Genomic DNA, 12,926 nt, shown 5'->3' with positions numbered 1-12,926 from the left:
TTTATTATGTAAAATAGTTTACTGTATGTAAAAGAATTTAGGGGAGATATTGAGGGGGATTATAATGCCATCAGATGATATGCACAGTACACGTTTTGATGAAATTGAAGAAAAACAGGAAAAGGAAGAAACAGAGATTTCCTCACCTCAAAGCTCGACACCGGCTGAATTGGTCGATGCAATTAATCTGGTTTTCGGTAAGCAAACTTACAATCGCGCAATCCATGCGAAGGGTATCGTGCTGGAGGGAAAATTTTTCCCCAGCCCCTCAGCGGCAACATTAAGTAAGGCACCGCACTTTCAGAGTGCAGCAGTCCCTGTGACGGTCCGTTTTTCCGATTTTGCAGGCATACCCACAATATCAGACACAGATACTCTTGCAAATCCCCGAGGTCTGGCAGTAAAGTTTCATCTGCCGGATGGATCGGAAACGGATCTTGTAATACACTCGTTCAACGGATTTCCTTCCGCCACCACCGATGAGTTTAAAGAACTCCTGATTGCGATTGGCTCCAGTGGCCCCGGAGTTGCTACTCCGACGCCGGCTGATACTTACCTTGCAACACATCCGGTTGCGAAGTCATTCCTGGAATCACAGCAGCCCCCGCCAGTCAGCTATGCAACGCTCACTTATTTTGGAGTCAACAGTTACAGGTTCACCAACGCACAGGATCAGGTTGTTTTCGGCCGTTATCGCATCGAGCCTCAGGAGGGAAACCATTTTTTGTCCGCAGAAGACGTTGAAAAAGCTGCTCCTGATTACCTTGCAGACGAGATTCGCCAGTGTGTGGCACGTGCGCCAATTAGGTTCGACCTGCGCGTTCAAATATCGGAACCTGGAGATAAAATAGACGACCCTTCAATTGCTTGGCCTGATACGCGCAGAACCGCCGATATAGGCCTCATAGAGATCACAAAGGTCGTCCCCGATAGCGATGCAGTGGAACGCGACCTTCTCTTCCTTCCTGCCCAGTTGCTCGAGGGAATCGACCCAGCCGACCCTATGATCCAGTTCCGTAACGCTGCCTATGTCATCTCATACGGGCGCCGTCATCAATGATACACCGGAAAAATGCGGAAATGGAAGCCACTATTTGCGTGTCATCCAGTTTATGATGATTATTACCACTGCAATCTGGACTCCAGGAACTCCTTTAAAACAGTAGCATTATTAAGATTTTCATCCTTTGCAGCATAGAGCAGGGTAAGGTCAATCTTTTTCGCTTTTTCTATGAGTTCCTGTACATAATCCTCATTTAATTCCAGTTCTTTAAGATAGCGTCTCCTGAACTCTTCCCATTTTTCAGGATCATGGGAAAACCATTTTCGAAGTTCATCACTGGGAGCTATCTCCTTTAACCACAGGTCAAATTTAACCTCATTTTTTCGAAGCCCCCTGGGCCAGAGCCTGTCAACAAGTACCCTGAATCCATCCTGATCGGATGGATGCTCGTAAATCCTTTTCAGTCGAATCAGCTACTTCCCCCCTTTTGGTTATTTAAATATTTAAACATTTAATCATTCATTTTGAACCTGTTTCGCTCTTTTACTCGTTTTTACTTTTTGAATTGGTCTTAGTTAAATAAATGAAGTTTTAACAATGTGCCCGGTCAGTCGTTAGAACATTTCTTGAGCGAATCCTTTCCGCTCATATGGACAAAAGGACTCTGTTTCCAGCTTTTTTCTTATCTTTTTGTATAAGAGTCCATAATCCTTTTCGTATCTGTGTAATGACCCATGATTCGATGTAATAATTTTGTTTTTGTTTAACCGGAAAGTTAAACATAATATTTATTTTAAACTAACATATGATCTTCATTCTTTATTAATGGTGGAATACTTCTCTGATATTTCCTGTACTCAGAATAAGTAAGGTACAAACACAAATAGCCCTGTATAGTAAATCTCATGAAAAAGAACCTTCAATAAAACAGTGTGGTTGGAATGGTACAAACACAAATAGCCCTGTATAGTACATCTCATGGGCAGGTCCAAAGGAAAAGTTACGTTCTGATGGTATGCTAGAAGGGAAAATTATGTCTGACTGCAAAAAGAGAAAGAGACCTAATGCGAGAAATGTGATTCGAATATACGAACTCCTGCAGACCAGACTTAAAATCTCGAGCTTTTGATTGGCTGGCCAACTCTCGCAAGTTGACTTGTTTACTGTTTGAAGTTGACTTGTTTACTGTTTGAAAATCGAGTGTTTATATAAAATTTATAGTAAGCTTTTTTCTTTTTACGTGGTCTAAAAATTAGTACAGGAAGCATGGAATACACTTCCTGATGATGTTTCAGTATATGAGTTAAGCAGCAAAACACACGAACAAATACCTTATTTGGATTATCTTTCTGTTTTAAATCATAACAGAAGGAATAAGCACAGAAAAACCTTTTTTTTCTGAAGCAACTATCCACTACTACTTTTTAGACTTGCAGGTATGAATAGAAAAGCAATTTCTTTAGATATATTTTTTATATGTGTAAGTCAATTATACTCTATGGAATCAAAAAACATACAATACATTGCGATAGGAATAATAGCTATACTGTTCTTGCTTTTTGCTTTGTATTATGTATTTGTGAATCCCGGACCTTTAAAAACATTGACCTGAAACTTCTTTATTTTTTTCTTTTTTAGGACAGGCAACTCTGCGTTTATTGAAACTTGTCTCTTTTCCAGGATTTTCAGTATATAAGGGTTCATTATATGCCTGTATATTTTTTCAATAAAGCATTCATTTTCCTTCTCTTCCGGTGGCTACAGGGTCAGTATATTGATAGCTCCATGTATTCCATTTGCGCTGCAATGGCGTGTAAAAGTAACAATTCGCAGCTCCAAACTTCTCTTTTGCTTTTTCATTGCTGCTATGAAAATTCTGACCGTATCGCGAGTTCTGTAAATTAAAGGCCAATTTTTTGGTGTTGTGTGAGAGTAATTTACGTATTTTAAATTTTGGCTAAAAAACCTCTTAAAATTTGTAATTTTACATTACAAGAGCTTATAACCTGAAGAAATTGAATTTCAAAGATTAATGACAAAAAGGGTTAAAGAAAAGATAAAGAGCTAAAGACTGCAACTGATACAAGAAAAAAATGAATGCAAGAGATGCGGTTCTAACGCAAGAATTCCTACGAAACCAGACTCTGAGAAATATATGCTTTAGCTGATTTTTATTGTTTTATTAGTTTTATTTTATGGTGCACACATTTATTTGGCTCCTCTCCTGACAGAAATTATAACCAAACACTTTTTATATACAACAAATATATAGATAGACTTATAAATATATTGATATCACTTCTTACTTTTACAAAACACTCTTTATTTTAGTCCTCCTGCTTATATACTTCTTTAGATTTTTAATCACTAACTTAATCGCTGTTTATAGATAAAAGATCGTAATTAATGATGCCAACAGTAAATTTTATAAGTTCAAGATTATATTATAGGTTGAAATTATTGTAGTAATATAAAAGAAGAAAAGTTTAGACATATAATGAAAGCCAATATATCTGGCATATAGTATATCCCTAAACTTATAAACACAGCCAGATGTGATTATTCCATACTATAAAACAGAAGTTGAAGGGCATAAAAACTAGAATATTAATTTAATTAAAGATCATTCAGGATCAGGCATTTTTTCGCCTGAGAGAGGGAGCCTGGGGAGTAAATGAGATTAAAAAGGGAGCAACTAGCTGTGAATTTGAATCCTATTTTCAGTGTTGCCAGGAATGGTACTGTTCTTTATTCAAATGAAGCCTCTGAACCTTTATTGCAAGAATGGGGTACTGGAATTGGAGAAAAACTACCTTCGAGCATCGTAGATCTTGTGCAATCCGTAGTCTCTCGAAATAGCCCTGAGAAAATTGAAGTTAAAGTGGGAAATAAGCTATACCTGGTTATTTTTTCTCCCTTACCTGAAGAACAACGCGTGAATATCTCTGGATTTGATATAAGTGACCAGAAAGAATTCGAAAAGGACATGGTAAGTGAAGCTCGAGAGAAGACGGAACAGGATACATTGGTGGAAGAGTTAAGAAAGAGCGAGGAGAAGTACCATACTCTCTTCGAAATGATTGACGAAGGCTTCTGTGTGATCGAAGTGATTTATGATGAAACAGACTGCCCGATTGACTACCGCTTTCTGGAGATCAACGCCGCTTTCGAGAGGCAGACAGGCATCAAGAACGCTGTTGGTCGACGGATGCGAGACATCGCCCCCGAGCTCGAGGAGTATTGGTTTCAGACCTACGGGAATGTCGCCTTAACGGGCGAGTCCGTGCGCTTTGAGAATCCGGCTCATGCTCTCGGTCACTACTATAACGTCTACGCCTTTCGTACCGGCGATCCCGAGCAACGGCGGGTCGGCATCCTCTTTAATGACATCACCGAACGCAAGCGAGCCGAGGAGGCGATGCGGGAAAGTGAAGAACGGTATCGTACGCTTTTCCAGTCGATGGGCGAAGGTTTTTCCATTGCTGAAATGGAGTTTGATCTGGAAGGGAGACCTGTTGATTATGTTATCCTGGAGATTAATAAGGCATATGAAAGACAGACGGATCTACGCCCCGAGAAGGTCATTGGCAGACGAGTCACCGAGTTTCTTGACAGGGTAGAACCTGTATGGTTTGAACGGTATGGTAAAGTGGTCAGCAGTGGCGAGCCTAAAAGATTCGAAGAGTATAATGTCTCCCTCGACCGCTGGTTCAGCGTCTACGCATTCCCTCTGCCAATCAAAAATCGCTTCGGAATGATTTTCAGTGATGTTACTGAGCGCAAGCGGGCCGAGCAGGCGCTAAAGGAAAGCGAAGCCAAGTATCGTAGATTGTTCGACTCGATGGTGGAGGGATTCGAACTAATGGAGCTAGTCTACGAGAACGGAAAGCCGGTCGATTATATCTATCTCGATGTCAACCCTGAGTGGGAGAGAATGACCGGGCTAAAGAAGGAGCAGGTTCTCGGACGCAAAGCGAGCGAGGCAGTCGGCCCCGTGGAGAGTTACTGGCCTGAGGCGATAGATAAAGCATTGAAAACTGGCGAGATAATTCAGATTGAAAACTATGGGATGGCTCTTGACAGGTGGTACAGCGTGAGTATGTGGAAGTTTTCAGAGACCGCCTGTGGAGTAACAATCACTGATATAACCGAGAGCAAGAAGGTTGAAGAAGCCTTAAGGGTAGCAAATGAAACTTTAGAAGAAAGAGTTCAGGAACGCACATCCGAACTTGAGCAGGCTTATAAGTTTTTGAAAAAAATTGAAACTATTCGCAAGCAGGAGATCCACCATCGAATCAAGAACAATCTACAGGTGATCTCATCTTTGCTCGATCTCCAAGCTGAGAAATTCGATAAAAGAGAGTGCATAAAGGACTCGGAAGTTCTGGAAGCATTCAAAGAAAGTCAAAACCGTGTCATTTCGATGGCTCTCATTCATGAAGAATTACATAGGGGCGGAGCAATCGACTCTCTTAACTTTTCACAGTATATTAGGGAGCTCACTGACAATCTATTTCTCACCTATAAATTTGGAAGTGACGGCATCGTCCTGGATATGGATATAGAAGAAAATATTTTCTTTGATATGGACACGTCTATTCCACTCGGTATGATCATTAATGAACTTGTCTCCAATTCTCTTAAACACGCGTTTTCCGGCAGGGAAAAAGGAGAAATCAGGATTAAGCTCCATAGAGAGGAAAACAAAGAGTGTATAGAAAAAATATCCGGACACTTTAAGAGCACTAATTTCACTCTAACTATTTCAGATAATGGCGTTGGCATTCCCGAAGAACTTGATATCGAGGATATTGATAGTCTTGGATTTCAACTTGTAATTTCTCTTGTAGACCAGCTGGATGGGGAGTTTGAATTGAAAAGGAATAATGGAACAGAGTTTACTATGAGATTCACAGTGATCGAGAAAGATGATCCGACTCAAGTTGACTTAAAACCACAGGAATTCAGTAATTAAAAATTAATGCGAGAGATGCGATTCGAAAGCAAGAATTCCTGCGAAACCATACTCTTAATATGGCGCCTTTAACCTGGCTGGGCAACCCTCGCATTTTATAACGTTTACTGATAACGAAAAAGACTCTTTTCTTCCTGGCTGCTCTCCCGGAACAAACTGAGGCATGATATAAAGCGTGTCACAAAAAGGAGAAATGGAAAATCAGTTAATAGAGTTTGTAAAGCTTGAAAAAAGTCTTTATCCTTGATGGATCACTAAAAAAATATTTTACTTTTTCGGTGCAATATAAAAATGTATACCACTTACTATCATTTCCAGTATACGCACTTTTTTTATCTTCACAGTGTTTTATATCCCCAATATCGTAAATCTGAACTTTTCCCAAACGGTCTACTCCCACCTGAAGCCACCCTGCAACCTCATAGCCCGCTTCGCTAAGCTCGACCAAATTTTCTCGAAACTCTAAAAGTTGTTCATCTGACAGCTTCATTAAATCAGATAAAGAAGTTTTTAATTTGGGCCGAACCAATCCTAAATAGTCCTCTCCATCTGCTGTTTTTACTCCAAGCTTTACCACTCGGGTAGGGATAATAATTTTTAGTTTTTTAAGCTTGTTGTAAGTTTCGATTTCTTTAAGAAGCAGCACTCTAAATAAGTTAGCTCTTGCATCAATATCCTGCATTTTTTCAGTATCAGTATAAGGTATGAACCTTTTTGGCACTTTGATCACAAGGTCAGGATTATTATCAAGCTCATAGACTATACCAGCACCACCAGAGCCCAGCTCTTTAGAGCCGAATTTAATATCAGGATCATTGTCAAGCCACGCCCTGTCCTCGGGTGAAAAGTCCATTCCTTATCCTTCCATATTAGCTTCTAACACTGGGGGATTTGTTGGCCTGGGAGCTTTTCCAGAATCCTTTATCTTATCTTCAGTTTTCATCATGCTTAATGAATGAAGAAAATATAATTTCAAACCATTATATGCTGATTTGTCTCTGATAGAACTTGAAAATTGGGATTATAAAGCTATTTCCAGAGTGGAAATTTATAGTTATTTTTCTACCATTCCTTAACATTATAGATGTAAAAGCTGTAAAAAAATAATAAGATTCAATTAAAATTAACGCACGAATTCCTATGCGGATAATCTATGAACCTTCACCTTTGGTCTGGCTGGGTAAAGATACATATTTACTATGTTTAATTTACTTTTTATGCTCGGAATGTTAGTCTATTTAAATAACCAGATTTTAAAGTTTGCCCGATTTAATTAGGGATATTGATTGCGTTATATTAGTTCTACTGATATTTTTTTTCAAGTTATAGATCTAAATGACAAAGATAAAATCAAATTTGATGTAACATTGAGTGCTCGTTTGCATAACTAATTTTCCTATATATTTATATCAAATATTTATTAAATTAATTATATGGCTGAATATATAAAATATAGTATATTAAAATTGACATTATTTGTTTTTTGTGTAATTACTTCAGCAGGATGTATTGGAGAAGAAGGTTATGAAGAGGAACCATCCGAAGAAGGTGCTCCAATTGAAGAAGTTCCTGAAGTAGAAGAGCCTAGCATAGGTGGCCCAATGGAAGCCGTAACTCCAGATCAAGAGGATTATCTTAAATATTACCTTGAAACATATGAAAAACAAGGACAGGTTATATTCAATCCATCTGAAAAAATGAAAGCTGGAGAAACTGAAGTTGTTGAAGTATATATAACTAGAAATGTTTCTGAAAATATTGTAAAAATAATTGAAGAAAATGAAACGCTCCAATCCAAGAACATTACAGTAACACCAAAAATGAAACTTACATTACAGGGAAAAGAAGAAGGAGCTTTCATAATAACTCCACTAACTAATGATATTCAGCCTATATCAGGAGAAAGAATTACTAACTGGAAATGGAAAGTAACGCCACAAAAATCTGGGAGGCAGACCCTTATATTACTTGTTGAATATGTAATCTCTTCAACTTCTTATGGAACCTCTAATGCAGATTATTATACATCTACAGCTCTAGAGGAGGAAATTGAAGTTGAAGTCAGCCCCTATTACATCATTCAAAATAGTTTAACACATTTGACACTCATCGACGCGGTATTGGCAGCTATAGTTGGTATATTAGGTAGTTTAGTTTTAATTTGGAAAAGATTAATGAAAAAAGTTTGAATGCGAGAGGTGCTATTCGAACGCACGAATTCCTGCAGCTGGACTCCAGTTCACATTCTAAGATATTGTTTTCAGTATTATTCAAAACTGTAAAGTATTCCACTGCGGTTACACTTATCTCAGGCCACAGACTTTGCCACCGAATTCATTATGTGATCTAAAGTTAGTAATAACTTAAGTTTGATTCTTTTTTAGATGATCGATTTGACAATATATATGGCGGATCAATTCTTCAAACTTATTAATTTCAGAGAGATAATTTTCATACGTATGGAGTTTAGTGTTTTGTTCCTGAGTAGTTGCATTTTCTCTATATTCTCTTATAAGGGGAGTTATTTTCGTTTTTGCAATGTCCAGTTCGGTTTCAAATCCGTTTCTGATCTGGATAGCGAAAGCATCTAGCAGGTTTTTTTCCATATATAGATATGTCTTGCGAGACCCTGGCCTGTATATCCTTTTTATGCTCCAATATTGTTCAATATTTTTAATCTTAAGGCTGATGGAAGCAAGGCTATATCCTGTTCTCCGTGCCAATTCCTCCATACTTATTTCATTTGATTCAAAGTTAAGTATCGATAGGATTTGTGCAGTGATATCATCAACCCCATAGCCTTTAAAAATCTCATGACCAATGTCAATTATCTTTTCTTCAATATCCTTCATTATTCTCACTCATGAATCTGAGTATTTCCTATCAAATATTAGGAGATAGATAATCAGGCTGATACCAGTTTTAGTCCGCCGATACCAACGACAATTAATCCAATAAAGAAGATTCGTGTTATATTCATTGACTCATTGAAAAGGAGTATTCCCAATACCGTTGTCCCAATAATACCAATACCTGTCCAAACTGCATAAGCTGTGCCAACAGGCAATGTTCTCAGAGCTCTTTCCAGTAAATACATGCTTAAAATTAAAGTAATAACCGTAAACACCACCGGATAGAATCTGGTTAATCCGTTACTGTATTTTAGCCCGATTGCCCATCCGGTTTCAAATAATCCTGCAATTATTAAAAGTATCCATTCCATAATTATTCCTTTCGTAGCTTTTAATATTTATTAAAAGCTATTGATGTTAAATTTGTATTTATATATTTTGGAAGAAGAATTCGTTTAACTCACAATAGTGGGAGATTCAAAAATAACTTGAGCAAAAAGTCAAAACATAGTTATGAAAAAACATCACATAAACTCGTACTTTTCTGGCTTTTGTATATATCCCAATAGATCAGTTCGAGAGGTGCGATTCGAACGCACGAACTCCTACAAGACCAGAATTTTAAGATGTCGCCTAGAAAAGCATCTTGCCACAACTCACAAGAAACTTAAAGAATCAGAAAAAAATGTAGAGTTTAATAAAAATTATTTGGATGCGAGAGGTGCGATTCGAACGCACGAACTCCTACAAGACTGGACTCTGAATCCAGCGCCTTTGACCTGGCTGGGCAACTCTCGCATGATGTGGCTTATGTTCAGCAGCACATAGTTGTGCTCTTTGTTCTTATACTTTTTCCTTGAATACCCTCTTGAAGGTGAAAAATGCCTTAACCTAAAAAATATATTTAGTTTATCTGGAACTTCTCAACCAATAATAGGAGAAATTGATGAAATCTTTATCTCATCAATTTCAGGATAAGGGCTTTTTGCGCATGCAAGCGGTTTTCTGCCTCTTCAAAGATTACGGAATTCGGGCCGTCCATGACTTCATCCGTAATCTCAAGGCCTCTCCTGGCAGGCAGGCAGTGCATTACTATTACATCTGGCTTTGCGAGCCCAAGGAGTTCGGTATTGACCTGGAAAGAACCAAAATCTCTAAGGCGCTTTTCCTGCTCTGCCTCGTCCCCCATGGAGACCCAGACATCAGTATAGATTATATCTGCGTCTTTTGCAGCAACTTTCGGGTCATCCGTAATTGTGAACTTGCCTCCGAGGGCTTTTGCCTGTTCAAGGAACTCAGCTTTGGGCTCGTAGCCTTTCGGGCAGGCAATGACAAACTCCATTCCCATAATTGCCGAACCTAGCAGGGCAGAATTGCAGACATTGTTTCCGTCGCCTACCCAGGCAAATTTCAGGCCTTCAAACCTGTTTTTGCACTCCATGATGGTCATGAAATCGCCAAGTATCTGGCAGGGGTGTTCCCGGTCTGAAAGGGCATTGATCACAGGTATGGTCGAGAATTCGGCAAGCTTTTTCACGGTTTCGTGGCTCATAACCCTTGCCATGATCCCATGCAGGTAACCGGAAAGGGTCCTTGCAGTGTCTTCAATGGTTTCGCCTCTTCCTACCTGGATATCCCTGGAGTTCAGGTAAAGTGCATGCCCTCCGAAGTCTGTCATTGCAACTTCAAAGGATACCCTTGTCCTTGTAGAGGATTTTTCGAAAATCATTCCAAGGCTTTTGTGCTTCAGGTATTCGGTAGGTTCTCCTGCCTTACGTTTTTTCTTCAGGTCAGCGGCCGATTCAAGGAGTTCATAAATCTCCTCCCTGGACAGGTCAGTTATGGAAAGTACATCTCTCTTCATGGTCTCAAACCCCGACTTCTTTCTGGCTGAATTTAAACTTCTGGCTGAATGCAGGCTTGCTTTATACTACTGCATAATACATCTACCCGTGTTTATACAGAATACTCTGCACAGCTTTTAAACAATCAGCCTCTAAGTTCTTTCATATGATCTATTCTTTTCTGGATAAGACTGGCAGTGCCTATGTCTTTCCTGAAAAAGAGCTTACCGTGAATATTTTCAAGAGCATTTTGAGCAATCTTTTCCGCAGCTTCTATTGTGTCTGCACAACCTACAACTGCGACTGCTCTGGAGTTGGTAGTGTAAATTTTGCCTTCCTTTTCGTAGACGCTTGCATAGTAAACCGAAGCTTTCCCTATATCTCCTACAACTACTTCACTGTCTTTCTCAGGGTTGTCCGGATAGCCTGCCGGAACTGCGTACTTACAAACCGTTGCTTTTCTGCTGAACTTCACAGGCAGATTCCCAAGAGATTCTTTTGCCACAGCAGACATGATATCTACGAAGTCAGTCTCTATTAGCGGGATAACATTCATAGCTTCGGGGTCTCCGAACCTGGCATTGAACTCCACAACCTTGGGACCGCCGGACGTGAGGATGAACTGCCCGTATAATATGCCCTGGTATCCGGTTCCTGTTTCCTCACGCAGGGCTGTCACGGTATGCTGCATAATATTTTTTGCCTTCTCGACGTCTTCGGGAAGCATGAAAGGAAGGATTTCTCCCGAATCGGTGTATGAGCCCATTCCGCCTGTATTTGGCCCCAGGTCTCCTTCGAATGCCCTCTTATGGTCCTGCACTGCAGGGAAATAGGCAAGGTTTTTTCCATCAACGAAAGCCTGCAGGGTGAATTCTTCCCCTATGAAACGCTCCTCGATGACTACAGGCCCTTTTTCCAGGAGTTCGCTTGTATATTCTTTTGCAGCTTTAAGGTCAGGAAGCTGGTCGCCCATCACTTTTACTCCCTTTCCGCCTGTAAGCCCTGAGGGCTTGACTGCAACGTCACCCAGTTTTTCAATGAACGCGTGTGCTGGAGCTTCTTCCGTAAAAACTTCGTAGGCGGGGCAGCCTTCGATCCCGTATTTCTTCATGAAATTTCTTGCCCAGGCTTTATCAAATTCAATTACAGCACAGGCTTTCTTTGGGCCTACTACAGGAATTCCGGCATCCCAGAGGGCATCTGCAACTCCAGCAGCAAGTGGGGCTTCAGGTCCGACAAAAGCCATTTCAATGCCCCTAGCTTTTGCATATTCGACAATTTTTTCGACCTCTGTTTCTTTTTCGAGGAGGAAGTCCTCACAGAGGGCTGCAATTCCCGGATTTTTCTTTGACATTAACGCATAAAGGGTGGGGTTATGCTTGCTTTTCTTTATTCCTTCGGCAACAGCGTGTTCCCTTCCGCCGCCGCCGATAAGCAAAATATTCATTTTCATTCTCCTTGTTTAAAAAAATTATTATTCAATCTGAAATTTATGATTTCAATCTGAAATTTATTATTTTTACCTGATGAGGAAATGTAGTGAAAAAAAAGGTAATGGATTTGGGGCTCACAAGACCTTTCTTTCGAATTAAAATTTTTATTTTTATATGTAGTATTTTAATCAATAACACAATAAAGGATTTCCTAATTCTCTATTTCTTCTGATAAATATCTTCTCATTGTTAAGCTTTGAATTTATATAAAAACCAATTAGTCTCAACTTCTTTTTAGAGTCCCAGTTTTTATTTATCCCAGAACTTGGTTTAACACACTTTGTCAAAATAAGACAAATAATCACATATTAAGTACGTTTAGCCATAAGCAAAAGTAATAGCGTTTAAAGTCCTGTGAATCCAAAACAATTTTTTTTGTATAAAAAAAATAAGAAAATCATTTAAGAGACGAGACTTATGAATCAGAACCCTTATGAAATATTCCTGAATGAATGCCCTGAGGTCGCAGCGCGTTTTAATGACCTTATTGAAGCCCAGAAGGCTTTAAAAGGGCTCGATGCCAGGTCAAAACAGCTGATCAACATTGCTATCCAGACTGCGAATCGAAACCCGAGAGGCGTGCAGATGCACGCAATGATGGCAAAAAAAGAAGGCGCAACCCGGGATGAAATTGTCGGCGCGGTAGTATTGAATCTCCACCATTCGGGTTTTGCTTCAGTTCTGGAGTGCCTGCCTGCCGCAATAAAAGGTTTCGAAGGGGAATTATAACTTTTACAAAAATAAAGGTTGGGTAAGTGC

Annotated in this window: 10 protein-coding genes, 2 tRNA genes and 1 pseudogene; 5 read left to right on the top strand and 8 right to left on the bottom strand. The window is 39.5% G+C overall.

Features of this window, described 5'->3' with window-relative positions; translation table 11 throughout:
* The first annotated feature begins 64 nt into the window (after positions 1-64).
* Positions 65-1,060 (top strand): catalase family peroxidase, encoded by a 996-nt coding sequence (locus tag RSJ42_RS04090; protein WP_410509410.1) that lies wholly within the window; start codon positions 65-67, stop codon positions 1,058-1,060.
* 62 nt (positions 1,061-1,122) lie between these two features.
* Here the strand turns inward: RSJ42_RS04090 and RSJ42_RS04085 are convergent, their stop codons facing one another.
* Positions 1,123-1,458 carry a DUF488 domain-containing protein gene (locus RSJ42_RS04085; RefSeq protein ID WP_410510314.1) on the bottom strand — a complete coding sequence of 112 codons (336 nt, stop codon included), beginning with the start codon at positions 1,456-1,458 and terminating at the stop codon, positions 1,123-1,125.
* A gap of 2,219 nt (positions 1,459-3,677) precedes the next feature.
* Between RSJ42_RS04085 and RSJ42_RS04080 the strand changes: the two are divergent.
* A pseudogene (locus RSJ42_RS04080) lies at positions 3,678-4,745 on the top strand (PAS domain-containing protein); the annotation flags it as partial.
* A gap of 12 nt (positions 4,746-4,757) precedes the next feature.
* Positions 4,758-5,978, top strand: a complete 1,221-nt coding sequence (locus tag RSJ42_RS04075) for a histidine kinase dimerization/phosphoacceptor domain -containing protein (protein WP_410510313.1) — start codon at positions 4,758-4,760, stop codon at positions 5,976-5,978.
* Positions 5,979-5,985: 7 nt separating this feature from the next.
* On the opposite strand, the gene RSJ42_RS04070 is transcribed toward RSJ42_RS04075, so the two are convergent.
* Positions 5,986-6,070 (bottom strand) — tRNA-Leu (locus RSJ42_RS04070).
* 113 nt (positions 6,071-6,183) lie between these two features.
* Positions 6,184-6,831: a hypothetical protein gene (locus tag RSJ42_RS04065; RefSeq protein ID WP_410509409.1), complete on the bottom strand. Its 648-nt coding sequence runs from the start codon at positions 6,829-6,831 to the stop codon at positions 6,184-6,186.
* A 580-nt stretch (positions 6,832-7,411) separates the two neighbouring features.
* On the opposite strand from RSJ42_RS04065, the gene RSJ42_RS04060 reads away from it, so the two are divergent.
* On the top strand, positions 7,412-8,167 hold the full coding sequence (locus RSJ42_RS04060; protein ID WP_410509408.1) for a hypothetical protein: 756 nt from the start codon (positions 7,412-7,414) through the stop codon (positions 8,165-8,167).
* A gap of 174 nt (positions 8,168-8,341) precedes the next feature.
* Here the strand turns inward: RSJ42_RS04060 and RSJ42_RS04055 are convergent, their stop codons facing one another.
* The 5 genes from RSJ42_RS04055 to purD all read right to left on the bottom strand — a co-directional run bounded on the left by RSJ42_RS04055 (position 8,342) and on the right by purD (position 12,121).
* Positions 8,342-8,830: a GbsR/MarR family transcriptional regulator gene (locus RSJ42_RS04055; RefSeq protein WP_410509407.1), complete on the bottom strand. Its 489-nt coding sequence runs from the start codon at positions 8,828-8,830 to the stop codon at positions 8,342-8,344.
* 53 nt (positions 8,831-8,883) lie between these two features.
* A complete protein-coding gene (sugE, locus tag RSJ42_RS04050) occupies positions 8,884-9,201 on the bottom strand; it encodes an SMR family transporter (RefSeq protein ID WP_410509406.1) in 318 nt (105 codons plus the stop codon).
* Between the two features lie 342 nt (positions 9,202-9,543).
* A tRNA-Leu gene (locus RSJ42_RS04045) sits at positions 9,544-9,628 on the bottom strand.
* Between the two features lie 157 nt (positions 9,629-9,785).
* Positions 9,786-10,694 (bottom strand): ornithine carbamoyltransferase, encoded by a 909-nt coding sequence (argF, locus tag RSJ42_RS04040; protein WP_410509405.1) that lies wholly within the window; start codon positions 10,692-10,694, stop codon positions 9,786-9,788.
* A gap of 125 nt (positions 10,695-10,819) precedes the next feature.
* Complete coding sequence (purD, locus tag RSJ42_RS04035) at positions 10,820-12,121, bottom strand: phosphoribosylamine--glycine ligase (protein WP_410509404.1); 1,302 nt, start codon at positions 12,119-12,121, stop codon at positions 10,820-10,822.
* 463 nt (positions 12,122-12,584) lie between these two features.
* Between purD and RSJ42_RS04030 the strand changes: the two genes are divergently transcribed.
* Positions 12,585-12,896, top strand: a complete 312-nt coding sequence (locus RSJ42_RS04030; RefSeq protein ID WP_410509403.1) for a carboxymuconolactone decarboxylase family protein — start codon at positions 12,585-12,587, stop codon at positions 12,894-12,896.
* Positions 12,897-12,926: the final 30 nt, after the last annotated feature.

It is taken from the genome of Methanosarcina hadiensis (genome assembly GCF_046529725.1).
Lineage (GTDB): Archaea > Halobacteriota > Methanosarcinia > Methanosarcinales > Methanosarcinaceae > Methanosarcina > Methanosarcina hadiensis.
Note: the sequence above shows the minus strand (reverse complement) of the source record. Positions and strands in the feature narration are given on the sequence as shown.